Raw genomic sequence first — 25016 nt, 5'->3', positions numbered from 1 at the left:
ACACTCCAGTTAGATTAGATAAAAACCTTTCTTGGCTTGTAGAGATTGCCCCGTTTTTCTAGAATGGCTAGCAATTGATCATCTTCAAAGGCAGCTAATTCTTGGTCTGTCTGGTCTAGCTCGATAAAACGACCAAAGCGTACTTCTGTAGCCTGTTCTGGGGATAGGAAAACTTTGACAAGGTCGCCTGTCCCAATCTCTAGAGGATGGAGAAAGTCTAATTGACCAGCCTCCACTTTTTCAGCAATTTCTTCCAAGGTAAGAGCATCTTCTAGTTGCAAACCAGCTGCACTAGTACGAGTTAACTGAGACATATGGGCCGCATAACCCAATTTTTCTCCTAAGTCAACAGACAAGGTACGAATATAAGTTCCCTTACTGCATTTCACACGAAAAGTAAAGCGTGCAAGATGACCCTCATAAGAAATTGGACTTGTTCGTTCAAATTGATAAATGGTCACCTGACGTTCTGGACGTTCTACTTCTTGGCCAGCACGCGCATACTCATAAAGCTTACGACCATTGACCTTGACAGCCGAATACATAGGTGGAATCTGAGTAATAGGTCCTGTCAGACTGGCGATTGCTTCATCAACAAGCTTTTCATCCAAGGGCGATAAAACAGGTGTCTCTGCGACCACTTCTCCACTGGCATCCTCAGTCGTCGTGGAATAGCCCAGAGTGATTTCCCCCTTATAGACCTTGCCCTCGTCCTGCATAAACTCGACCATGCGTGTCGCCTTGCCAACCGCAATGGGCAAAACACCCACCACATCCGGATCCAAGGTCCCACCATGACCAATCTTCTTAGTTTCCAAAATCTTACGCAGTTTAAAAACCGCATCATGCGAGGTCATCCCCGCTTCTTTTTTTAAGTTGATAATACCGTTCATATTTGCTTTCTCACTCCCCCTTCAGTGCTTCAAACTTCGCTTTCATGGTTGGATTTTTACGTGTCAATTTCTTGACAGAAACATCTTCCAGCTTATTATTAGCCAGACGGAGTTGGTTTTCAGATGTTGTCAGGAATTTCTTAACCTCTTCCATGCGTTTGATGGCCTTGTCGATTTCATCAATAGCTTTGCCAAAGTTAGTCGAAGCTGAGTTATAGTTCTTAGCAAAGGCCTGTTTAAAGGCATCCAAGTCTTCTTCAAAATGAGTAATGTCGATATTTTGCTCACGTACCAAAGCCAACTCCTGCTTATATTTAAGAGAGTTAAGCGCAGCATTACGCAAGAGCCCAATCAACTGGATAAAGAATTGAGGACGAACCACATACATCTTTTCATACTCGTGGCTGACATCAACAATCCCCGTATTAAAGTAGTCATTATCGGCCTCAAGCATAGTCACCAAAACCGCATATTCACAGTTCTTCTCCCGACGGTCCTTGTCCAATTCCTTGTAAAAATCTGCATTCTTGTGCTTCTTCTCTGTTCCGTCCGCTTCATTTTTCATTTCAAACATGATGGAAATAATTTCGACCCCATTTTCATCACATTCACGGAAAATAAAGTCACCCTTAGACCCACGCGCTGAAACCTTGTTATCCTTTTCAAAGTAAGCATTTGGAAAGGCAAAACTACGGACCTTGTTAAATTCACTCTCTGCGTACTGTTCTAGGCTTTCCCCAATCGCTTTTGTAGATTGTTGAGCCTTAAAATTCTTATAAAACTCGACTTGTTCACTGGCTGCCTTGAGTTGAGCTTCGTAGTTTTGCTTAACTGAAGCAAGAGAAAGCTCGTTTTCTTTTTCTTGTAAAAGAAGCTGGTTTTTAACCTGGTCTCGTTCTTTTTCTAGGTCAGAGAGGGTCTTCTGTAGTTGATTTTCATGCTCTAAACGCAAGGTGGCCAATTGGTTTTCCAAGGCCTGTACTTCCTTGTCCTTAGCCAATAAGGCCTCATGGCTTGTCTGTTCAACCTCTTTCTTGGCCAGTTCTTTTTCTGTATCAAAGTTTTGGATTTGACTCTGTAATTGCGCAATTTCTTGGTCTTTTTGAGCTAGTTTAGACTGTTGTTCATTCATGGCCTTTTGCTCAGCCAAGGCCAGTTCCTGCTTCATCCGATCATGTAGTTCCTTATCAAACTCTGCCGTTCTCACTTGGGATAAAAGTTCAGCATACTGGCTCTCATTTACTGTAAAGACTTCCCCACAGTTGGGACATTTGATTTCGTTCATATCGTTCCTCTTTCTAGACTTCTGTAACCATTATATCATGCCTAAGGGAAAATCAAAAACAGTGAGTCGAAACCCACTGTTTAACTTCTTTTTCTTTAAATTTTTTCCAAGGCCAAGCGCAAGTCTTCAATCAAATCATCTACATTTTCAAGTCCAATAGACAAGCGGATTTGGTTTGGTGTGACTCCTGCTGCTTCTAGGTCTTTTTCTGACAATTGACCGTGAGTGGTTGTAGCTGGATGAACAACAAGCGATTTAGCATCTGCTACGTTTGCTAGGTCAGAGAAGATTTCCAAATTATCAATTACCTTGCGGGCTTCGGCCTCCCCACCTTTGACATGGAAGGTAAAGATTGAACCCACACCTTTTGGCAAATATTTCTCAGCCAAGGCATGATAAGGACTGTCTGCAAGTTTTGGATAGTTTACCTTTTCTACCTTAGGATGGTTGACAAGAAAATCAACAATTTTCTCAGCATTTTGCACATGGCGTTCCACACGAAGTGAAAGGGTTTCAAGTCCTTGGAGCAAGAGGAAGGCATTAAATGGCGACAAGGCTGCACCTGTATCACGGAGCAATTGAACACGAACAGCGATAATAAAGGCAGCCGCACCTACATCACGAGTATAGCTCAAATTGTGGTAGCTAGGGTCTTCCTCAACAAATTGAGGGAATTTCCCTGAAGCCGCCCAGTCAAAACGACCACTATCGACGATCACTCCTCCAATAGTCGTACCATGCCCACCGATAAACTTAGTCGCAGAGTGAATGGCAATATCTACACCGTGAGAAAAAACGTTAATCAAATAAGGTGTTGCAAAGGTATTATCCGAAACTAGTGGAATCTGGTGTTTATGAGCAATCTCAGCCAATTTTTCCAAGTCAGGAATGTTTATCAAGGGATTCCCCAAGGTTTCAATCAAGACAAGCTTGGTATTGTCATTGATAGCTGCTTCCACTTCTTCCAAATTATTCACATCGACAAAGGTTGTTGTGATACCATAACGAGGAAGGGTTTCCTTCAAGAGATTGAAGGTTCCACCGTAAATAGTTGAGGCTGCTACTACATGGTCACCAGCGTGGGCAAGTGCCAAAATCGTATAAGTCACTGCGGCCATACCTGATGCTGTTGCAAGAGCTCCAACACCACCTTCAAGGGCAGCAATTCTTTCTTCAAAGGCAGCTGTTGTAGGGTTGGTGATACGAGTATAAATGTTCCCTGGTTTTCTCAAGGCAAAAAGATCTGCACCTTCCTGCGTGTCATCAAAAACAAAAGATGTTGTTTGATAAATCGGCACTGCACGAGACTTGGTAGCGGGATCCACAACTTGACCAGCATGCAATTGCAAGGTTTCAAATTTAAAATCACGAGTCATAAAACGACCTCCAAATAGTTTGATTAAGGATATTGTAGCACCTTAAGTTATAGTTTACAAATATCAGTTTTCTATATTTTGATATAAGAAATAGCTATTACTCTATTTTAAAAATGAAAAAAGCACGAATCAATCGTGCTCATTTCCTTAATCTACATAAGTATCTTCATTTTTATTGAGGAAGGCATATGGAAGACCCATCAAAAGACCTCCTCCGATAAAGTTTCCAATGAAGGTTACACCCCAGTGGCGAAGCATATTCCCAACACCGAAGTTAGCAATTGAATCAGCAGCAACACTGAATTTTACAATCGCGAAAGAAGCAAAGTTCGCCGCAATGTGCTCGTTTGTTAAAAATACAAACATGTAAATTGCTGACAACACAAGCCAAAGTTTGGCACCACCATCTTTGACCAAAACAAATGAAAGAATCGCAATATTTACGAAAATATTTGCCAAAATCGCCTCAAGCAAGATTAATTCATTTGAGCGGCCTAACTTCATCTCAACAACCCCTGAAATGAAACTATCGTGAGTCAGATGTGCATAAGCTGCTGAGTGGGCAAAGCCCCAACCTGCTATCAAGGCTCCGATAAGGTTAAACAAGGTACAGTAAAGTAAAATCTCAGCTGTTTTTCTCCCAAGAGATTTTTTTCAAGAAACTACCAGCAGTCAAGAACATCATGTTTGATGTTACCAACTCGGCATTTAAGAAAACAATGTAGGCCAATCCCCAAGCAAAGACAAAGGGGAAGAGGAAACGTCCACTACCTGGTGCAATTTTATTAATCAAGTCAGCCCCAACTGCACCAGCAGCTGTACTGAAGGTTAAAAATGCACCTGCAAACATAGAACGAATCGCATACTTAAATTTGCTTTGGCTATAAAGACTTTCTTTCTTCTTGCAAGCAAATTCAATCTTTGAGATAAATTCTGAAGAAACCATAATAAACTCCTAAAAATTTTTTACCTGATAATTATATCACAAACGTTAAAATTAAGGAAGCGTTTTCTGTATTTCATAAAAGTTTATTCTTATGAAAAGCTTAAAAAATCAGTGAAATTCAGGATTTCACTGATTTGTATTAATAAAATTGTCTATATGGTTGATTGAAAGCTGTTAGGATTTCATCAGATGTTTGTGAATATTCTTTTGTTTCTTTCAAATCGCCTTTTACAATAATACGTTCTGTAGCAGCAAGGTCTTCACAGGTTACTAATGTAATCTCATTTACCCCATCTCTATCATCAACTTCATCAACACGATCCGGTGTAACACGTTTGACTTCACGTATTTCATAAGTATAAACTTTATTTTTATCGGTTAGATAAATCTTCATACCATTTTTAGCGTTATCTAAAGGAGAAAATAACATTTTATTAGCATTATTGACACCAAAAATATGATGACTAGCTAGACTATAATTTCCTTTCCCCATCACTTGATCGCGTTTCATGGTACCAGCACCATAGAAGAGATTGACATTATCAAGCCCTTTAAAAATTGGCAGATTCATTTCTAATTCAGGAACTGCAATTCCGCCGATAACTGGTAATTTTTGAGCATCCCATTGAGAAGCTAGAACAGCTTCCGAAGAGATAGCATTGACAGAATCAAAATCAAAATTTCCTTCTGTATCCTGATTTTCTTCTATTTTTTCTTTTGATACCTGACTAACTTGGTACTTATTGGTATTCCAAACTATGAAAATATCACGAATTTTAGCATTAAAAATCAAAGCAATTGATAGTAGTATCAGAAATCCTGCCAGGACATTTGTCAGCAGATTTTTCCGTTTGTTTTTCTTTTTATTATTTTTTTGAGACATTATGCTTCACCTTCTGTTTCGTTTTCTGTCCCAACTTCTTCTTTTTCTGCCGCTGCAACCGTAGTAAAGGTTACAATTTTAGCATCTTGATCCAGACGCATTACTTTAACTCCCATAGTTGAGCGTCCTGTTTGTGAAATATTGGCAACATTGGTTCGAATTATGACACCTGTATCAGTGATAATCATCAAGTCTTCATCACCTTTCACAGTCAAGAGACCTGATAGAGGACCATTTTTTTCAGCTACATTAGCCGTCTTCATCCCTTTACCACCACGACCTTTTGTTGGATATTCAGTCGCAACTGTACGCTTACCATATCCTTTTTCAGTAATGATAAGAACCTCATCTTGATCAGTAATCACACTAGCACCAACTACTGTGTCTCCCTCACGGAGATTCACACCTTTCACACCTGTGGCGATACGACTCATACCGCGAACGGCTGATTGATTAAAGCGAACTGCATAACCAAACTTGGTACCAATGATAATATCCGTATCTTCTTCTGTCAATAAGACATTAATTAGCTCATCTTCATCTTTAAGATTCAGTGCTTTAAGTCCATTTTGACGAATGTTAGCAAATTCCTTAACGCTGGTTCTCTTCACAATACCATGACGAGTTGTGAAGAAAAGATAAGCGTCATCACTGCGTTCAGACTCAACATTGATAATAGTCTGAATACTTTCACCTTCATCCAATTTCAAGAGATTGACTACTGGTAGCCCTTTGGCTGTCCGACCATACTCAGGAATTTCATAACCTTTCAGGCGATAGACACGTCCTTTATTTGTGAAGAAGAGTAAATGATCATGAGTGCTAGTTGACACTAACTCTCGGACAAAATCGTCATCCTTAACACCTGTCCCTTGAACACCGCGGCCACCACGTTTTTGAACAGTAAACTCAGCTTGGTCCAGACGTTTGATGTATCCCTTGTTAGAAAGCGTAATCAAGACATCCGATTCTTCAATCAAATCCTCATCTTCAAGACTCAAGACTTCACCGACCATCAATTCAGTACGACGTTGGTCACCAAACTTACGCTTGACTTCATCTAATTCATCTTTGATGATTTGAGAAACACGTTCTGGTTTAGCAAGAATATCTGCTAAATCCGCAATCAGAGCCAAGAGGTCATCATACTCAGACTGAATCTTATCGCGTTCCAAACCTGTCAAACGACGGAGACGCATATCAAGGATGGCCTGACTTTGACGTTCAGAAAGCTTAAACTTGCTCATCAACTCAGCTTGTGCTTCAGCATCCGTTTCACTAGCACGGATGATACGAATCACTTCGTCGATATGGTCTAGCGCAATCAAGAGACCTTCTAAGATATGAGCACGCGCTTCCGCTTTTTCCTTATCAAAACGAGTACGACGAACAACCACTTCTTTTTGGTGCTCAATATAAGCATCCAAAATCTGACGAAGAGATAAAATCTTCGGCACCCCATTTTGAATCGCCAACATATTAAAACCAAAGTTGGTTTGCATCTGGGTCATCTTGAAGAGGTTATTGAGGATAACATTGGCTGAAGCATCGCGCTTGACCTCGATCACGAAACGAACCCCTTCGCGGTTTGACTCATCACGAACCGCTGTGATGCCCTCAATCCGTTTTTCCTGAACCAAACGAACAATATGCTCATGCACCTTGGTTTTATTGACCATGTAAGGAAATTCCGTCACAACGATGCGCTCACGGCCAGTCTTAGTTTCTTCAATTTCAGTACGAGAACGAAGGACAATAGAACCTTTACCTGTTTCATAAGCCTTATGAATGCCTGATTTCCCCATGACAAGGGCACCTGTTGGAAAATCTGGACCAGGCAAGACTTCCATCAAGTCCTTGGTAGTCACTTCAGGATTGTCCATGACCAACTTCACTGCATCAATGGTTTCACCCAAGTTATGAGGGGGAATATTGGTCGCCATCCCAACGGCAATACCAGTTGCTCCATTAACTAAAAGATTTGGAAAACGAGCTGGCAAGACCAAGGGTTCACGTTCATTGGCATCATAGTTATCGACGAAATCAACCGTATTCTTATTGATGTCTCGAAGCATTTCCAGAGCAATCTTGCTCATACGTGCCTCAGTATAACGCTGGGCGGCAGCACCATCTCCATCCATGGAACCAAAGTTTCCATGCCCATCAACAAGCATGTAACGGTAGCTCCACCATTGAGCCATACGAACCATGGCTTCATAGATAGAGAAATCCCCGTGTGGGTGGTATTTCCCCATGACATCCCCTGTAATACGAGCAGATTTTTTATGGGGTTTGTCTGGGGTCACACCCAATTCATTCATTCCGTAGAGAATGCGACGGTGAACAGGTTTCAAGCCATCTCGAACATCAGGAAGAGCCCGGGCTACGATAACACTCATGGCGTAATCGATAAAGCTCGTCTTCATCTCCTTTGTCAGATTGACATTCACTAAATTTTTATCCTGCATTAATAAATGCCTCATTTCACAATTAGTAAGTAACAACATTATACCATAAATTCCCATCTATTTCAGACTCTAACCCACTAAAACGTTTACATCGAGAACTATAAGGCATATTCGTGACAAAGTTTTTTAAAAGTGATAGAATGAAGTTGTCTGGGGAAAATCCCCTAATAAAATTAAGGAGATGTTTAGAACAATGACTTCAACTAAACAACACAAAAAAGTTATTCTTGTCGGTGATGGTGCTGTAGGTTCATCTTACGCTTTTGCACTTGTTAACCAAGGAATTGCACAAGAGCTTGGAATTATCGAAATTCCACAATTGCATGAAAAAGCTGTTGGTGACGCGCTTGACCTTAGTCACGCCCTTGCCTTCACTTCACCTAAAAAAATCTATGCAGCTCAATACTCTGACTGTGCAGACGCTGACCTTGTTGTAATCACTGCAGGTGCTCCTCAAAAACCAGGTGAAACACGTCTTGACCTTGTAGGTAAAAACCTTGCTATCAACAAATCAATCGTAACTCAAGTTGTTGAATCAGGTTTCAAAGGTATCTTCCTTGTTGCTGCTAACCCAGTTGACGTTTTGACTTACTCAACTTGGAAATTCTCTGGTTTCCCTAAAGAACGCGTTATCGGTTCAGGTACTTCACTTGACTCAGCTCGTTTCCGTCAAGCACTTGCTGAAAAATTGGATGTAGATGCTCGTTCAGTTCACGCTTACATCATGGGTGAACACGGTGACTCTGAGTTCGCTGTTTGGTCACACGCAAACATCGCTGGTGTAAACCTTGAAGAATTCCTTAAAGACACTCAAAATGTTCAAGAAGCTGAATTGATTGAATTGTTCGAAGGTGTTCGTGACGCAGCCTACACAATCATCAACAAAAAAGGGGCAACATACTACGGTATCGCAGTAGCCCTTGCTCGTATCACTAAAGCAATCCTTGACGATGAAAACGCAGTACTTCCACTTTCAGTATTCCAAGAAGGTCAATACGGAGTTGAGAACGTCTTTATCGGTCAACCAGCTGTTGTTGGTGCACATGGTATCGTTCGTCCAGTAAACATTCCATTGAACGACGCAGAAACCCAAAAAATGCAAGCATCTGCTAAAGAATTGCAAGCTATCATTGACGAAGCATGGAAAAACCCAGAATTCCAAGAAGCTTCTAAAAACTAATTTAGCCATAGACAACTCCTTGAATTATCAGGGAGTTGTTTTTTTCTGTATTATAGTAGATTGAAATAAGATATGAACAAATTAATTTCTAGAAATATTTTAGCAGCCACGGCGTACTATTCTAGCTGTAATTCACTATAAGAACTAAACATTTTATGAAATTTTCGTTCAAAAAACAACATCCCTTTAAAAGCTATCATGTCATAGCTTGGGCATGAAGACAAAAAGACTACCAATCAGATTTATACTCACATCACAAAAAGTATGGAACAAGCAACGATTTACTCTTTAGCTACAGTTGCATTAAATCAAAAGTAAAAACTTTGCTCATATACAAAAAAAGCCCATCATACAGGCTAGAAAGCTTGATATGATAGGCTATTTTTCTATTAATTAACGTACTGTACGGATACGCATTGTGTTTGTACGTACAGCTTCTCCAACTGGTACACCAGCAACAATAACGATATCGTCACCAGATTCTACTAGACCTGCTTCAACTGCTTTACGTTCAGCAATTTCAAACATATCATCAGTTGATGATGGAGCATCTGTCAACATTGGGATAACACCCCAGTTCAACATCAAACCACGTTCTGTCAATTCGTCGAATGTCAATGCCAAGATATCAGCATTTGGACGGTATTTAGAGATCAAACGTGCAGTGTGACCTGTCTTAGTAAGAGTTACAACCAATTTAATGTCCATTGAGTTAGTAGCATCTTTGACAGCTGAAGCCATTACTTCTGTCTTAGAGTTACGTTCGAATAAATCTGAGTTCAAACGTCCGTATTCGTTAAGAAGAGTTTGAGCGTTCTTATCGATTGTAGCCATTGTAGTTACTGACTCAAGTGGGTATTTACCGTTTGCAGACTCACCTGAAAGCATTGTAGCATCAGTTCCATCGATAACAGCGTTAAATACGTCTGATACTTCTGAACGAGTTGCACGTGGTTTTTCAGTCATTGTTTCAAGCATGTTTGTTGCAGTGATAACAACTTTACCTGCAGCATTGACTTTAGTGATAATCATTTTTTGGTAAACTGGAACCATTTCGAATGGTACTTCGATACCCATGTCACCACGAGCGATCATGATACCATCAGCTGCTTCAATGATTTCATCCAAGTTATCGATACCTTGTTGGTTTTCGATTTTAGCGAACAATTGAACGTGTCCGTTTCCAGTTTCTTCACAGATTGCACGAACTTCGTTCACGTCTTTTGCAGTACGTACGAATGAAATAGCGATGAAGTTGATACCTTGTTCAAGACCGAAACGGATATCGTCATTATCGCGTTCAGCAAGAGCTGGGAAAGGAATTTTAGTGTTAGGAATGTTCACACCTTTTTGTTTAGCGATGATACCATCATTTTCAACTTCAACTTCAAATTCACGAGTTGCGTCATCTTTAGCGACCACACGAAGACCAAGTTTACCATCGTCAACCAAAACTTGACGACCAACTTCAACATCATCATAGATATCAAGAGCACCAGCAACGTTCAATGCAATCACTTCACGAGTTGATTTGATTCCTTGTTTAGTTGCAACACGGATTTTTTCACCTGTTTTGTATGAATACTCTTTAGCTTCACCTTCAAACAATTCTGTACGGATTTCTGGTCCTTTTGTATCAAGAAGGAAACCAACTTTTTTACCTGCAAGTTTTTCAGCAAGTTTAACAGTTGCCATACGCTCACCTTGTTCTTGGTGGTCACCGTGTGAGAAGTTGAAACGGAATGTGTTAGCACCAGCTTCAATCAATTTAGCAATGTTTTTAGCTGAAGCTTCAACATCAAGTTTTTCACCCCAGTATCCGTCCTCACCGAATTTTTTACCACCACGGATTTCTACCGCAGGACCCAAAGTTGCAACGATTTTTACACGTTTGTTCATGATTTTTGTGACTCCTTTATATATATGACCTTTTTGGTCTTATTAACTAAATTGTAAATTATGACAAGCTCTTATTCAAGCTAGATAGCTCAATATCGGCTTTGTGTGGGTTGTTAACCACAATCTTACCTTCTGCAGTAAGGCTAAACAATGCTCCTTCTTCTGCAGTACCAAGAATTGGATTTTCAACCATTTTTTCATTACGGATACCAACCGCAACACCACCGATACCTTCTTTAAGAAGTTTAACAGCATGCGCACCCATACGTGACGCCAATACACGGTCACGCGCAGTTGGAGAACCACCACGTTGAATATGTCCAAGTTCTGTTACACGAAGGTCGCTTGTATCCCCAGCTTCTTTTAGTTTTTTACCAAATTCAGCTGCTGACATAACACCTTCTGCCAAGACGATGATATTGTGTTTTTTACCACACTCATAACCACATTTAATGCTTTCTACGATATCTTCAATCTTGAATCCTTCTTCAGGAATGATGATTTCATCAGCACCAGTTGCAATACCAGCCCAAAGAGCGATATCACCAGCGTTACGTCCCATAACTTCGATTACAAAAGTACGACGGTGACTTGATGATGTATCACGAATCTTATCGATAGCATCCATAGCAGTTGTAACCGCTGTGTCAAAACCGATTGTAAAGTCAGTACCAACGATATCGTTATCGATTGTACCTGGAAGACCGATAGCTGGGAAGCCATGTTCAGTCAAACGCATAGCGCCGTGGTAAGAACCGTCACCACCGATAACAACTACACCTTCAATCCCGTGTTTTTTCAATTGCTCAATCCCTTTAAGTTGCCCTTCAAGTTGAGCGAACTCTGGATAGCGAGCTGAGTGAAGGAAAGTACCACCACGAGAAATGATGTCTCCTACTGAAGCTGCATCTAGGGGATGAATTTCACCAGCAACCATACCAGCATATCCATCATAGATACCAAAAACTTCCATTCCTTCTGAAATTGCTTGACGAACAACTGCGCGGATAGCAGCGTTCATACCAGGGGCGTCTCCACCACTAGTCAAAACAGCAATACGTTTCATATTGGTTATGCTCCTTTTTCTTTTAACATTCTTATTGATTATACCACATTTGATTTTAAAATTCTTCTATTTTCCGTATTTTTAGCGATAAATCGTTTTCATAACGATTTCATTCAACTTCGCTTCTAATTCATTGGATTTAGCTACAAAATGATGGGGAGAAACGATTGTTTTCTGTTCCTCTTCATACCTGATGATGACTGGGATTTGGCCTTTATATTGGTCTAAAATACGTGAAATTTCTTGATCCGAATCATGATTCTTCACCTGTATCCAAAAGCGTTCAGCAACTGCTTCTCTTATTTCTTGTGCAATCATTTGCAGACGACCATCACGTGACTGGATTTTTCCTTTTATATAGTAGAAGGCTCCCTCTTTTACTTCCTGTCCAACCTGTCGATATAAGTCTGAAAAGAGAGTGACATCCAATTTTTTCTTACTATCATCTACCTGTAAGAAAGCCATGTTTTCGCCCTTTTTGGTACGAATTACTTTTATTTTCTGAACTTCAACCAATATAATTGAGTGACTATTTTCTGACAAATTTCCGATTGGTGTAATTGGGTAAATAGCCTTACTTGCAATAGCTTGCAGTGGGTGTTTGCTGACACCTATCCCTAAGAGCTCTTGTTCCATATAGAATTTTTCTTGATCTGTCCAATCTTCCGATTCCTGCCAACTATAAATGGTATCACCAAACAAGCTTCCTAACTCTTTTACAAATTCAAATAGATTAACTAAATTATTGAATACTTTTTGACGATTTTTTTCAAATAAATCGAAAAGACCAACTTTTACCAAAGGTTCTAGCAGAGGAAGTTTCAAATAATTCTCAGGTAATTTAGCTACAAAATCTTCAATGTTAGAATAAGGTCTATTTTCAAGAATCCAAAGTGCCAAATCCTTGCTGACTCCCTTAATCGATTTCAGACCTAGATAGATGGACTTGTTGGCAATTTTATCGTGATAGGGAATAGTATTGATGGACAATGGGGCTACTTCAAAACCTGCTTCTAAGGCATCTGTTACATAATCACTGTTGGCAGAATTCAACATGACCTGATAAAAGATGGCTGGATAATGTGTTTTGAAATAAGCCAACTGAAAGGCCAAGGCTGAGTATGCATAGGCATGTGACCTGTTAAAACCATAACCTGCAAACTTCTCCATGACATCAAAGACCTGCTCTGCCTTTTCCGCAGTATGTCCAGCTTCTAATGAACCTTGAATAAAAGAAGCTCTCATCTCATGCATGGCAGAGGCATCCTTTTTCCCCATAGCTCGGCGCAAAATATCGGCCTTCCCAAGACTAAATCCAGCAAAACGCTGAGCAACCTGCATAACCTGCTCCTGATAGAGCATAATGCCGTAAGTTGGAGCCAAAATATCCTCCAGAGCTGGATCTAGAACAGTCACTTCTTCCTGCCCATGTTTTCTAGCTACAAAATTATTGATATAATCACTAGCACCTGGTCGATTTAGGGAAGTAGTTGCTACGACATCTTCAAAACAGACTGGTTGAACACGTTTGAGCAAGCGAATGGCACCAGGTTGTTCAAATTGAAAGATACCTTTTGTATTTCCAGACGCAAAAAGAGCTAGCGTTTCTTTGTCTTCCAAATCAATTTCTTCTATTTTCAGATGAATACCTTCTGATTCAGCAAGCAACTCTTGCATCTTCTGGACAAAGGTCAAATTTCGTAATCCCAGAAAGTCCATTTTCAAAAGCCCACTAGCTTCAACTCCATGAGCATCATATTGAGTCAGTGGAATTTCATCACCATGCTTTAGAGGGATGTAATTGGTCAAATCTTGGTCACTGATTACAACACCAGCCGCATGGACAGAGGTTTGTCTTGGATAGCCCTCTATCTTGCAAGCAATTTCAAAGGCTTTTTGATATTCTAGCTTACTATTGATTTGCTGACGAAACTGGAGATTCCCCTCATAGGCCGACTTGAGATTATCACGAAAACTGATTTTCTTAGTAATTGCAGATAATTCATACTCTGGCACACCAAAGCGTTTCAAGACATCTCGAAGAGCCTGCTTAGCCCCAAAGGTAGAAAAAGTAACGATTTGAGCCGCATGTTTACTACCGTATTTATTACCAACATATCTGATAAAATCTGGACGATAAATATCAGGAATATCAATATCAATATCAGGCATGGTATAGCGTTCACGATTGAGGAAACGTTCAAAAATCAGATTTTTCTCTACTGGGTCAATCCCTGTGATATCTAAGGCATAGGAAACCAAGCTACCAACTGCAGAACCCCGTCCCATACCCATATAATAGCCATTCGAACGTCCAAAACGCAACAAATCCCAGACAACCAAGAAATAATCATCAAAGCCCATATCATGAATAACAGCCAATTCTTGGTCTAGACGTTCTTGATATTCTTTACTAGACAACCCCTTCTGAGCAAGCCCTAGTTCAGCACGTTCTCTCAACTCTTCTACTGCTGGTTTCGCTGGGTTAAAACGAGGCAATTTCAGACTCGTATCCAAATCATAAGAAATATCTGAAATTAGCTTTTCTAAGTTTTCCAAGGCTTGAGGAAAACGTTCTTGGAATAATTTCTCTAAAGAACTTGCTGATATAAAGACATCTTGTCGCGAGCGTAAAGGGACTTCTCTGAGCGGTAGGTTTTCTTTGATTGCTGTTAAGACTTGCAGAACTTCTCTATCCCTACTTTCAAAGGCATTGACCCGATAGAGGGGCAAGATTGGATGATGAAATTCGCTGGCTAGTGTTTCCGGATAAACCCCTATATAGTAATCACAGCCTAGATTTAACAACTCCAGTCCATCAAAATAAGGCACAATTACCGCGATATCCTCCAGGTACTGGGACAGGACTGACCAACTTTTCTCCCCCTGCATCTTGGCTGTTGAAAGCTTCATCAACTGCTGATAGCCCACACTAGATAGAGCTAAAAAGCGCAGATTCACTTCCTGAGCATCCACAAATACAGTCATTTCAAGCCCTAATAAAGGATGAATGCCATATTTTTTTGTAACCTCTAGAAAGTCAAAAGCACCATAAAGATTATCAATATCCATCATAGCCAGATGAGTGTAGCCGTATTCTTTAGCTGCTCTCACATACTTTTCGATCGAAATGACGCTCTCCATAAAACTATAGACTGTTTTTGTATCTAGTTGTGCGATCAATTTACACTTCTCCTCTATCCTTCTCACTATATTATACCATTTTCAAAAAGAGAAAGACAAAAGCAATGACTCCTATCTCTATTTTATCCTTAAAGTAAAATTTTTTGAACGAAAAAAGCAAAAATACATTTAAAGAATCAAATGATCCGGTAATTTTTTTACTTTTTTATCCCAAGAAGTGAATATATCTTTTAAAATAGAAAGACACATTCATTTAATCTATTTACTATGATAACTTGTTTTGAACTATAGAGTTGTACCTGTTTTTCATATAAATAATATTCATTATTCTTTAATTAATTTCTTTCTCACTTAATGATTCTCTTTCTCCTATTTTTTTGATATAATAATCTTAATTATTATTTTACAAGGAGGTTTTATGCGCTTTAATCAATTCAGCTATTTATCACTTCCAAGAGATACTATTTTATATGAATTAAAAAAGTATGGATTTGATTTTCCATCTGAGTCAACAAATAAAAAGATGTTGGAGTCTTTTCTAAGTCGTTTCTTTTTCACTTATCAAGACACCAACTATCCACTTTCCATCCTAGCAGCTGATAAAAAAACAGACCTGCTGACATTTTTTCAATCAGAAGATGAACTGACAGCAGATATTTTTTATACTGTTGCTTTTCAACTTTTAGGCTTTTCTTATTTGGTTGACTTCGAAGACAGGGAAGCTTTTCGTAAAGAGATTGGATTTCCTATTGTATATGGTGACTTGATTGAAAATCTCTATCAGTTACTCAATACTCGCACCAAAAAGGGAAATACTCTTATCGACCAACTTGTTAGTGATGGTCTTATTCCGGAGGATAATGACTACCACTACTTTAACGGCAAGAGTTTGGCTACTTTTTCTAGCCATGATGCCATTCGAGAAGTCGTCTACGTTGAGTCTCGTGTCGATACTGACCAAAAAGGTCAGCCAGACTTAGTCAAAGTCAGCATTATTCGTCCTCGTTATGACGGACAAATCCCTGCTATCATGACTGCCAGTCCCTATCATCAGGGAACAAATGATAAAGCCAGTGACAAAGCTCTCTACAAGATGGAGGGCGAGCTTGAGGTTAAGCCTAATCACAAGATAGAGCTAGAGGAACCTCAACTAAATCTCGTCCAACCCCAAGGTCAATCTGAACTTGTGTCAGAAGCCGAGGAAAAGCTAACGCACATTAACTCTAGCTATACTCTCAACGACTACTTCCTCCCACGAGGTTTTGCTAATCTCTATGTGTCAGGTGTTGGTACCAAAGACTCTACTGGTTTCATGACTAACGGGGACTACCAGCAAATCGAGGCTTATAAAAATGTCATCGATTGGCTTAATGGCCGTTGCCGCGCCTTTACCGACCACACGCGCCAACGTCAAGTCAAAGCTGACTGGTCAAATGGAAAAGTAGCCACAACTGGACTTTCTTATCTAGGTACCATGTCCAATGGGCTTGCGACTACAGGTGTCGATGGTTTAGAGGTTATCATTGCTGAGGCTGGCATTTCTTCATGGTACAACTACTACCGTGAAAACGGTCTGGTGACTAGCCCAGGTGGCTATCCAGGTGAGGACTTTGACTCCCTTGCTGAGTTAACCTATTCTCGTAATCTCTTGGCTGGCGACTATATCCGTGGCAATGAAGCTCACCAAGCTGACTTAGAAAAAGTAAAAGAGCAACTGGATCGCAAGACTGGCGACTACAATCAGTTTTGGCATGACCGCAACTATCTGCTCAATGCTGACAAAGTAAAGGCAGAGGTTGTCTTTACCCATGGTTCTCAGGATTGGAATGTCAAACCACTTCATGTTTACCAGATGTTCCATGCTCTGCCTACTCATATAAACAAGCACCTCTTTTTCCATAATGGTGCCCATGTGTACATGAACAACTGGCAGTCCATTGACTTCCGTGAGTCCATGAACGCCTTATTGACTAAGAAATTACTGGGAGAAGATACAGATTTTCAACTCCCTACTGTTATTTGGCAGGACAATACAGCCCCTCAGACTTGGTTATCACTTGATAACTTCGGTGGGCAAGAAAGCTTTGAATCCTTCTCACTTGGTCAAGAAGAGAAAGTCATTCAAAACCAATACCCAGATAAGGATTTTAAGCGCTATGGTAAGACCTACCAGACCTTCAATACAGAACTTTATCAAGGGAAAGTCAATCAGATTACTATTGACCTTCCTGTGACTAAGGATCTTCACTTGAACGGTCGAGCTCAACTCAATCTTCGTATCAAATCCAGCACAAACAAGGGGCTCTTATCTGCTCAACTACTGGAACTTGGACAAAAGAAATACCTACAACCTTATCCAGCTATTTTAAGTGCTAAAACCATTGATAATGGACGCTACCATATGTTGGAAAATCTCTGTGAATTACCAATTAGACCAGATACACAACGAGTCGTGACAAAAGGTTACCTCAATTTACAAAATAGAAATGATTTACTGTTAGTAGAGGATGTTACTGCAGATGAATGGATGGATGTGCAATTTGAACTACAACCTACTATTTACAAGTTAAAAGAAGGAGATACTCTTCGTTTAGTCCTCTATACTACTGACTTTGAAATCACAATCCGTGATAATACCGCTTACCAGCTGACTGTTGATCTTGAACAGTCTACTCTTATCCTACCTCACTAAAAAAGGAGTTAAATTATTATGAATAAATCTGAACACCGACACCAACTCATACGAGCTCTTGTAACGAAAAACAAGATTCATACTCAAGCTGAGCTACAAGCTCTTCTTGCTGATAATGATATTCAAGTTACACAAGCGACACTTTCGAGAGATATTAAAAGTATGAACCTCTCAAAAGTACGAGAAAAAGATAACTCTTACTATGTGCTAAATACAGGCTCTATCTCAAAATGGGAAAAACGCCTCGAACTCTACATGGAAGATGCCCTTGTCTTGATGCGCCCAGTTCAACACCAAGTCCTACTAAAAACCCTTCCTGGACTGGCTCAATCATTTGGTTCTATCATTGATGCTTTGAGTTTCCCTGACGCTATCGCTACCCTCTGTGGTGATGATGTCTGCCTTGTCATCTGTGAAGATGCAGAGGCAGCCCAACATTGCTTTGAAGAGCTGAAACGGTTCGCCCCACCATTTTTCTTTGGTGAATAAACAGAAACTGAACTCAAAAACTGCAGAACTCTCAAAATTTTAAACAGTAGTGAATTGATGTCAGCTAACAGCTAGCGAATACAATAGCTGATTCCTACTGAAAAGTGAGCTATGCAGCTTAATAAAACAAAAAAAGAAATCTATCTCATACATGAGTACAAAAGCTCCCCTTATAGTTTCTAGTGAAAAACAAATATTCACTAGAAACTATAAGGGGAGTCTTCGTATATCTAAAAGAAATTCTAAACCTGTTTCAACTTGATATAGTGTTTGAATAAAATGTGAACAAATTTATTAGGGAATTCAAATCAATTTCATGCTTTAAAAATCGTTTTGTACTATTTTAGATTCAATTAATTATACATTATAGATAATCCGCTTCAAAAATCTCTTCAAATCACGTCAGGTTCACATTTCCGTATAAGAGAGAAATTTATTGTTGCAATACTTTTCTTGGTTTGGTACCTTCAGCTGGACCAATGACACCTGCCATCTCCAGTTCTTCCATGAGACGGGTCGCACGGTTAAATCCAACTGACAAACGACGCTGAATCATGGACGCACTGGCTTTCTGGGTCTCGATGACCAAAGCCTTGGCTTCTTCAAAAAGCGGATCTCCACCAGCATCTCCATCTGAAAATTCACCGTCATTTTCAGAAACCTCACCTGGATCAAAACTCTCATCGTAATCTGCATCCGCCTGAGCCTTGATAAAGTTTACGATGCGTTCAACATCATCATCCGAGATAAAGGAGCCTTGGAGACGAACTGGATGATTTTCATCAATCGGTTTAAAGAGCATGTCTCCTCGACCAAGCAGTTTTTCTGCTCCATTTTCATCCAAGATCGTACGAGAGTCTGTCCCTGACGAAACTGCAAACGCCACACGAGATGGGACATTGGCCTTAATCAGACCAGAAATGACATCAACGGATGGACGCTGGGTTGCAAGAATCATGTGGATACCAGCAGCACGCGCCTTCTGTCCAAGACGAATAATAGCATCTTCCACTTCCTTACTGGCTACCATCATGAGGTCAGCCAACTCATCCACAATCACAACAATGAGTGGCAGCGGAACCTGCTTGTATTCGGACTGGGCATTAAACTCTTCTACCTTGGCATTAAAGCCCGCAATGTTACGAACTCCCACCTTGGCAAAGAGTTCATAACGGTTTTCCATTTCATCCACAACCTTTTGCAGGGCCTTGCTGGCCTTGCGTGGATTAGTCACAACTGGAATCAATAGGTGAGGAATATCATTGTAAACAGACAACTCAACCATCTTGGGGTCAACCATCATAAATTTGACCTGGTCTGGTCTCGCCTTCATGAGAATACTAGCAATAATACCGTTAACTGCTACCGACTTCCCTGAACCCGTTGAACCCGCGACTAGCAAGTGGGGCATTTTAGAAAGGTCAAAAGCTCTTGCTGTGCCATTAACCGCCTTCCCTAAAGGAATTTCCAAGAGATTTTCTGCTTTCGTTTGAGATTGTTCCCATAGTTCTCGGAAGGATACAGTCGCAATCTCAGAGTTAGGCACTTCGATTCCGACTAGGGATTTCCCAGGAATTGGTGCTTCGATCCGGACATCCTTGGCCGCCAAAGCTAGAGCGAGGTCATCTGCTAGATTGGAAATGCGGTTGACCCGTACACCGACTGCTGGTTTGACTTCATACTTGGTCACTGATGGTCCAATTTCGGCCCGTTCAACCGTCACCTTGATACCAAAGCTAGCAAAGGTTTCTTCCAATATTTTGATATTCTCTCGGACAATTTTCTTCTCTTTAGACTGGTCTTTGGGTTTATCTGGGGCAAAGAGTTGTAAACTTGGAAGTTTGTATTCAAGGGCTTCCTTAGCTGAAAAATCGACCTGTACCTCTTCATCATCAGAGCCATCTTCCTCTTCAGGGAATTCACGTTCAGTTTGAGGCAGGATGATTTCTGGTTCCACCCACTCTTCTTCAGGTATAGGTGGAAAATCCTGAACAGCTTCCTCTATCAGAATTTCACCCGTTTCCATATCAACAGGAGGCAAATCGAGTAAGGCTTTTTCGGCCTCTTCTTTTTCTAATCTAGCCTTTTCCTCAGCCTTTTGGCGAGCTTTTTCTTCTTGTTTGACAAAGCGTTCCTCTTTTCGACGCTCATGCCCTTCTCGCCATTTGGCAAATCCTCTACTGAAGAATTCAGCAATATCGTAAACAGACCAAGGACTGATTAGGAGAGCACCTGCTAAAATCAAGATAGAACCAATAAAGTAAGTACCGATATTTGAAAAGAGAAAGGCGGTTGGAATATAAAGAGCAACCCCAATCAAGCCCCCTCCAGCAAAACTAGTCGTTCGAAAACCAGTCAAATCAGTCACAACCTGAGCCATGGTCCCTTTTAGAACGGACTTGTCCAAACCATATTTCCAAACCAAGTAGGCCTCAAAAATCAGGAGCAAACCTGCAAATATGGTGAAAAAGCCAGATAAGAGCCCTTCCTGTTTTCGTATCCACTTGAAGAAGAAGAGATAGAGCAGGATACCAAATATTGCCAGATAAGCTAGGCTACCCACCAGCAAGCGAATTAAATTGTAAAGAGTGATACCTGCAGCCCCTAATTTGAAGGCTGCGAAAATCAATAAAATCGCGATTCCCAACGAAATCAACATTCGTTGAATCGCTTCTTTTCTTTCGAGTTCTGCTTTAGACGGTCTCCGTCTTGTTTTACTTGTATTCTTGTTTGCCATTCTTTTATTATACCATATTTCACAGGCATTTCGGAAAGAGAAAAAGACTGCACCAAACGGTCCAATCTTTTCATTTTTCTATCTAAGTTTTATGCTTGTGGTTTGCGTAGGTAACCATAAACCACACCACTTACGATTGCTCCTAGCAAGACAGCAACGAGGTAAAGGAGGGCATTTGAAGTAAGGGCGATAACGAAGATTCCTCCGTGTGGCGCCATGAGTTTGATACCAGTAAGACCAACAAGGCCACCTGCTACTGCTGAACCAAGGATGAAGCTTGGGATAGCACGAGCTGGGTCAGCGGCACCAAATGGAATTGCTCCCTCAGTGATAAATGACAAGCCCATGATGATGTTGGTCAAACCAGAGTTACGTTCTTCTTTGGTAAATTTATCTTTAAAAAGAAGGGTTGCGACAAAGATGGCAAGTGGTGGCACCATTCCTCCAGCCATAACTGCTGCCATAGCTACAGAACCACCTGAAGAAACAGTCGCTGCAAGCGTACCTGTACCAAATACATAGGCAGCTTTGTTAACTGGTCCTCCCATGTCGACAGCCATCATTCCACCAAGAACGATACCAAGAAAGACAGCTGAACCGCCTCCAAGACCGCCAAGAAAATCATTCATAGCAGTATTGATTGCTGCCATTGGGATATTAACAGCTAACATTACAAATCCTGTCAAGATTGTTCCAAGAAGTGGCAAGAGAAGGATTGATTTAGCACCTTCAAGCGAACGAGGAACTTTAACGTATTTCTTGATGGCAAGAACCAAAGCACCTGCGATAAATCCACCCACAAGGGCACCTAGGAAACCAGATGAGACACCTGCAAGAGTTGAAGTTGCTTCACCACCTGCGGCATAAGGAATTTTACCAAAGGCAAAACCTTCTTTGGCAATAGCACCAGCCACGAAACCAGCTACCAAACCTGGTTTTTCAGCAATAGAGTAGGCAACATAACCTGCAAAGACTGGAAGCATCAAGCCAAAGGCTGCACCACCGATTTTCATGAACATAGAAGCTAGTTCATGGTAGGATCCGAGATTGCCAAGATTTTCATTTGGCACACCCAAAGCACCATCAATCAAGAAGGCAAGGGCAATCATGATACCACCACCGATAACGAATGGCAACATTTGAGATACACCACTCATCAAGTGTTTGTAGAAGGCACCACCAAGGCTTTGTTTTTCGTTAGAGGCTGTTGCACCTTTTGCTCCATTAGCAGCACGATAAACTTCAGCATCTCCTGAAAGAGCCAAATTAATTAACTCTTCTGTCTTACGGATACCGTCAGCAACTGGACGATTAATCAATGGTTTGCCATCGAAACGATCCATTTCAACCGCCTTGTCTGCAGCGATGATAACAGCTTTAGCCTTGCGGATGTCCTCAGCAGTTAGTTGGTTACCAACACCGCTAGCTCCGTTGGTTTCCACCTTAATTCCAACACCCATTTCAGCAGCCACTTTTTGAAGGGCTTCTTGAGCCATGTAAGTGTGGGCAATACCTGTTGTACAAGCTGTAACGGCTACGATAAAGTCCCCAGAGTCATTGGTAGGTGCTTGAACTGGCTCCTCAGCTTTTTCTGAAGCTTGGTTAAAAAGTTCGATAACTTGATCAGCTGATTGCGCTTGGCGAAGTTTGTCAGCAAAACCGTCTTTCATCAAGTATTGAGACAATTCTGCCAAGGCTGCTAAGTGAGTGTCATTAGCACCTTCTGGAGCTGCAATCATAAAGAAGAGGTCAGTTGCTTGTCCATCCAAGCTCTCGTAGTCAACACCCTTGTTTGACTTGGCAAAGAGAACTGTCGCTTCTTTTACAGCAGCGTTTTTGCTGTGAGGCATAGCAATTCCATCACCCAAACCAGTGGAAGTGAGAGCTTCACGCGCTAAAATTCCTTCTTTAAAGGTTTCAAAATCTGTCACATAACCGTGGTCTGTCAAACTTTTAATCATCTCTTCAATGACAGCAGTTTTTTCAGTTGCCTGCAAATCCAGCAACATGACATCTTTTCTCAATAGGTCTTGAATTTTCATCTTTTTTCTACCTCAACTTTTTCATATGTTTCTTTAATAAATTCCGCCGTTGCCAAGTCATCCGAGAAGGTAGTTGCTGTTCCACAAGCCACTCCCCATTTGAAGGCTTCTACTGCGTCTTTTGATTTGACAAATTCACCTGTGAATCCGGCAACCATAGAATCACCAGCTCCAACTGAATTTTTCACAGTTCCCTTAATAGGTTTGGCAAAGTAAGCTCCCTCAGATGTGACAAGAAGGGCACCGTCACCAGCCATAGAGATAATGACGTTTTGAGCACCTTTAGCCAGTAACTCACGAGCATAGTTCTCGATTTCATCTAAACTTTCGAGTTTCACTCCAAAGATAGCTCCAAGTTCGTGATTGTTTGGTTTGACAAGAAGTGGCTGGTAGTCCAAACTATCAATCAAGGTCTGTCCTTCAAAATCACAAACCACTTGCGCACCCGTCTGACGCGTCAAGGCAATCAAATCCTTGTAGATAACATTGCCTAGATTTTTAGAACTTGAACCTGCAAACACAACCGTATCTTCTGTTGTCAGACTAGATAAAATAGCTTTCAATTCTTCTAGCTGGGCTGGTTCGACATTTGGACCCGTTCCGTTGATTTCTGTTTCTTGGTCTGCTTTAATCTTGACATTGATGCGAGTATCTTCTGCTACTTGGACAAAACGTGTCTCGATTTCTTCCTCTGCCAGAGTATCTGTGATAAATTTACCAGTAAAACCACCGATAAATCCAGTTGCTGTATTGGGAACATCTAAGCGTTTCAAGACACGACTGACATTGATTCCTTTCCCACCAGCAAACTTATCATCACTATCCATTCGATTGACACTACCGACTTGGACTTGGTCCAAACGAACGATATAGTCAATGGATGGATTAAGTGTGACTGTATAAATCATACTTCTATTACCTCCGTTTTCTCCTTAATAACCTGCAAGAGCTCATGCCCTTGACTTGTAATAACAATAGCTCGTTTGAGTGGTGCTACCTTGGCAAAGCAAGTTTGTCCAATTTTAGACGAATCCACTAAGACGTAGGTCTGTTTGGCATTCTCTAAAATAGCACGCTTCACAGCCCCCTCCTCCATATCAGGAGTCGTATAATAGCCATCGTCCACACCATTCATCCCGATAAAGGCACGGTCAAAGTGCAATTGGTTAATCTGGTTAAGAGCAACTCCCCCGATGCTCGCATCTGTTGCCATCTTGACACTTCCTCCAACCATGACAGTTGGAATCTGCTTTTCAACCAACTGTGCGGCATGGTGAATCGAATTTGTCACAACAGTAATATTCTTATTAACCAATTCATGGATCAAAAAAGCAGTTGTTGTTCCAGCATCGATAAAGATGACATCTTGTTCCTTGATGAGAGAGGCTGCTTTCTGAGCCAGCAACTTCTTCTCCTGAAGGTTTTTGACAGATTTTTCTTGAATAGTTTCTTCTTCCTGCAAGGAGTGAGGCAATTCTGCTCCACCATGTACACGACGAAGCTTATTTTCTGCTTCTAACTCATCCAAGTCTCTTCGAACCGTTGATTCTGACGTTTCTAACAAACTAACTAATTTCTCTAGAGAAACTACATGATGTTGATTTAACTCCTCTAAAATAAGTTGCTTCCGCTCTGTTTTTAACACTGAATCACCTCCTGTTATCGTTTACACTATTCATTCTATCACACTTTCTTTTAAAGTCAAACATTTTTTATCATTTTCTTTCAAATTCTATCATTTTTCTCATTTCAAAAATTTTTAATTGCAAGATAAGAACCTTTATGGTAGACTATTTGAGTAAGTATTGGAAGATTACTCAAGAGGCTTAAGAGGCCGTGTTGGAAACGCGGTAGGCGTGTAACAGCGTGCGTGGGTTCGAATCCCATGTCTTCCGTTTATTTTAAAAAAGATACCC

General features: G+C 40.7%; 15 protein-coding genes, 1 tRNA gene and 1 pseudogene. 4 read left to right on the top strand and 13 right to left on the bottom strand.

From position 1 onward, the window contains the following. Nucleotides 1-14: 14 nt before the first annotated feature. From truB to gyrA, 6 genes and pseudogenes are all read right to left on the bottom strand, one after another. On the bottom strand, nucleotides 15-893 hold the full coding sequence (truB, locus tag O3636_RS06155; protein WP_261012564.1) for a tRNA pseudouridine(55) synthase TruB: 879 nt from the start codon (nucleotides 891-893) through the stop codon (nucleotides 15-17). Nucleotides 894-903: 10 nt separating this feature from the next. Continuing rightward, on the bottom strand, nucleotides 904-2178 hold the full coding sequence (locus O3636_RS06150) for a DUF2130 domain-containing protein (protein ID WP_125848598.1): 1275 nt from the start codon (nucleotides 2176-2178) through the stop codon (nucleotides 904-906). 95 nt (nucleotides 2179-2273) lie between these two features. Beyond that, entirely contained in the window at nucleotides 2274-3554 is a 1281-nt protein-coding gene (locus O3636_RS06145) for an O-acetylhomoserine aminocarboxypropyltransferase/cysteine synthase family protein (protein WP_371642226.1), read from the bottom strand. A 147-nt stretch (nucleotides 3555-3701) separates the two neighbouring features. Then, nucleotides 3702-4500 (bottom strand): annotated as a pseudogene (locus O3636_RS06140) (formate/nitrite transporter family protein). Nucleotides 4501-4639: 139 nt separating this feature from the next. After that, on the bottom strand, nucleotides 4640-5383 hold the full coding sequence (gene srtA / locus O3636_RS06135) for a sortase SrtA (protein ID WP_371642224.1): 744 nt from the start codon (nucleotides 5381-5383) through the stop codon (nucleotides 4640-4642). Next, complete coding sequence (gyrA, locus tag O3636_RS06130; protein WP_371642222.1) at nucleotides 5383-7851, bottom strand: DNA gyrase subunit A; 2469 nt, start codon at nucleotides 7849-7851, stop codon at nucleotides 5383-5385. Before gyrA ends, srtA begins: the two co-directional genes overlap by 1 nt. Before the next feature lie 193 nt (nucleotides 7852-8044). Here gyrA and O3636_RS06125 point away from each other — a divergent pair, with 193 nt between their 5' ends. After that, nucleotides 8045-9031: an L-lactate dehydrogenase gene (locus tag O3636_RS06125; RefSeq protein ID WP_000204727.1), complete on the top strand. Its 987-nt coding sequence runs from the start codon at nucleotides 8045-8047 to the stop codon at nucleotides 9029-9031. 393 nt (nucleotides 9032-9424) lie between these two features. On the opposite strand, the gene pyk is transcribed toward O3636_RS06125, so the two are convergent. The 3 genes from pyk to O3636_RS06110 form a co-directional block, all read right to left on the bottom strand. Then, the gene (gene pyk / locus O3636_RS06120; RefSeq protein ID WP_261012427.1) at nucleotides 9425-10930 is read right to left on the bottom strand and encodes a pyruvate kinase; all 1506 of its coding nucleotides are present in this window, start codon (nucleotides 10928-10930) and stop codon (nucleotides 9425-9427) included. Between the two features lie 58 nt (nucleotides 10931-10988). Next, nucleotides 10989-11996, bottom strand: a complete 1008-nt coding sequence (gene pfkA / locus O3636_RS06115; RefSeq protein ID WP_000820862.1) for a 6-phosphofructokinase — start codon at nucleotides 11994-11996, stop codon at nucleotides 10989-10991. 81 nt (nucleotides 11997-12077) lie between these two features. Beyond that, entirely contained in the window at nucleotides 12078-15179 is a 3102-nt protein-coding gene (locus O3636_RS06110) for a DNA polymerase III subunit alpha (RefSeq protein WP_261025806.1), read from the bottom strand. A 379-nt stretch (nucleotides 15180-15558) separates the two neighbouring features. Here O3636_RS06110 and O3636_RS06105 point away from each other — a divergent pair, with 379 nt between their 5' ends. Both O3636_RS06105 and O3636_RS06100 read left to right on the top strand, forming a co-directional pair. After that, nucleotides 15559-17832, top strand: coding sequence for a Xaa-Pro dipeptidyl-peptidase (locus tag O3636_RS06105; RefSeq protein WP_371642212.1), 2274 nt, complete (start codon nucleotides 15559-15561; stop codon nucleotides 17830-17832). A gap of 18 nt (nucleotides 17833-17850) precedes the next feature. Further along, nucleotides 17851-18321 (top strand): arginine repressor, encoded by a 471-nt coding sequence (locus O3636_RS06100; protein WP_371642210.1) that lies wholly within the window; start codon nucleotides 17851-17853, stop codon nucleotides 18319-18321. 433 nt (nucleotides 18322-18754) lie between these two features. Here O3636_RS06100 and O3636_RS06095 read toward each other — a convergent pair whose 3' ends face one another. The 4 genes from O3636_RS06095 to O3636_RS06080 form a co-directional block, all read right to left on the bottom strand. Further along, on the bottom strand, nucleotides 18755-21058 hold the full coding sequence (locus O3636_RS06095) for a DNA translocase FtsK (RefSeq protein WP_371642208.1): 2304 nt from the start codon (nucleotides 21056-21058) through the stop codon (nucleotides 18755-18757). Between the two features lie 89 nt (nucleotides 21059-21147). Continuing rightward, nucleotides 21148-23100 carry a fructose-specific PTS transporter subunit EIIC gene (locus tag O3636_RS06090; protein WP_371642206.1) on the bottom strand — a complete coding sequence of 651 codons (1953 nt, stop codon included), beginning with the start codon at nucleotides 23098-23100 and terminating at the stop codon, nucleotides 21148-21150. Beyond that, nucleotides 23097-24008: a 1-phosphofructokinase gene (pfkB, locus tag O3636_RS06085; RefSeq protein ID WP_261024878.1), complete on the bottom strand. Its 912-nt coding sequence runs from the start codon at nucleotides 24006-24008 to the stop codon at nucleotides 23097-23099. Before pfkB ends, O3636_RS06090 begins: the two co-directional genes overlap by 4 nt. Beyond that, nucleotides 24005-24745 (bottom strand): DeoR/GlpR family DNA-binding transcription regulator, encoded by a 741-nt coding sequence (locus O3636_RS06080; protein WP_070842725.1) that lies wholly within the window; start codon nucleotides 24743-24745, stop codon nucleotides 24005-24007. Before O3636_RS06080 ends, pfkB begins: the two co-directional genes overlap by 4 nt. Nucleotides 24746-24907: 162 nt before the next feature. Here O3636_RS06080 and O3636_RS06075 point away from each other — a divergent pair. Then, nucleotides 24908-24995: transfer RNA gene (locus tag O3636_RS06075), tRNA-Ser, on the top strand. Nucleotides 24996-25016: the final 21 nt, after the last annotated feature.

This window comes from Streptococcus sp. 27098_8_76 (genome assembly GCF_041432315.1).
Taxonomy (GTDB): Bacteria; Bacillota; Bacilli; order Lactobacillales; family Streptococcaceae; genus Streptococcus.
The sequence above is the reverse complement of the archived record's forward strand: the minus strand, read 5'-3'. Positions and strand labels throughout refer to the sequence as shown.

Excerpts from the sequence above, each read along its gene's own strand:
- pyk (WP_261012427.1), bottom strand. The coding sequence starts at position 10,930 with ATGAACAAACGTGTAAAAATCGTTGCAACTTTGGGTCCTGCGGTAGAA.
- O3636_RS06095 (WP_371642208.1), bottom strand. The coding sequence starts at position 21,058 with ATGGCAAACAAGAATACAAGTAAAACAAGACGGAGACCGTCTAAAGCA.
- O3636_RS06125 (WP_000204727.1), top strand. The coding sequence starts at position 8,045 with ATGACTTCAACTAAACAACACAAAAAAGTTATTCTTGTCGGTGATGGT.
- O3636_RS06100 (WP_371642210.1), top strand. The coding sequence starts at position 17,851 with ATGAATAAATCTGAACACCGACACCAACTCATACGAGCTCTTGTAACG.
- srtA (WP_371642224.1), bottom strand. The coding sequence starts at position 5,383 with ATGTCTCAAAAAAATAATAAAAAGAAAAACAAACGGAAAAATCTGCTG.
- O3636_RS06090 (WP_371642206.1), bottom strand. The coding sequence starts at position 23,100 with ATGAAAATTCAAGACCTATTGAGAAAAGATGTCATGTTGCTGGATTTG.
- pfkB (WP_261024878.1), bottom strand. The coding sequence starts at position 24,008 with ATGATTTATACAGTCACACTTAATCCATCCATTGACTATATCGTTCGT.
- O3636_RS06145 (WP_371642226.1), bottom strand. The coding sequence starts at position 3,554 with ATGACTCGTGATTTTAAATTTGAAACCTTGCAATTGCATGCTGGTCAA.
- truB (WP_261012564.1), bottom strand. The coding sequence starts at position 893 with ATGAACGGTATTATCAACTTAAAAAAAGAAGCGGGGATGACCTCGCAT.
- O3636_RS06105 (WP_371642212.1), top strand. The coding sequence starts at position 15,559 with ATGCGCTTTAATCAATTCAGCTATTTATCACTTCCAAGAGATACTATT.
- O3636_RS06150 (WP_125848598.1), bottom strand. The coding sequence starts at position 2,178 with ATGAACGAAATCAAATGTCCCAACTGTGGGGAAGTCTTTACAGTAAAT.
- pfkA (WP_000820862.1), bottom strand. The coding sequence starts at position 11,996 with ATGAAACGTATTGCTGTTTTGACTAGTGGTGGAGACGCCCCTGGTATG.
- gyrA (WP_371642222.1), bottom strand. The coding sequence starts at position 7,851 with ATGCAGGATAAAAATTTAGTGAATGTCAATCTGACAAAGGAGATGAAG.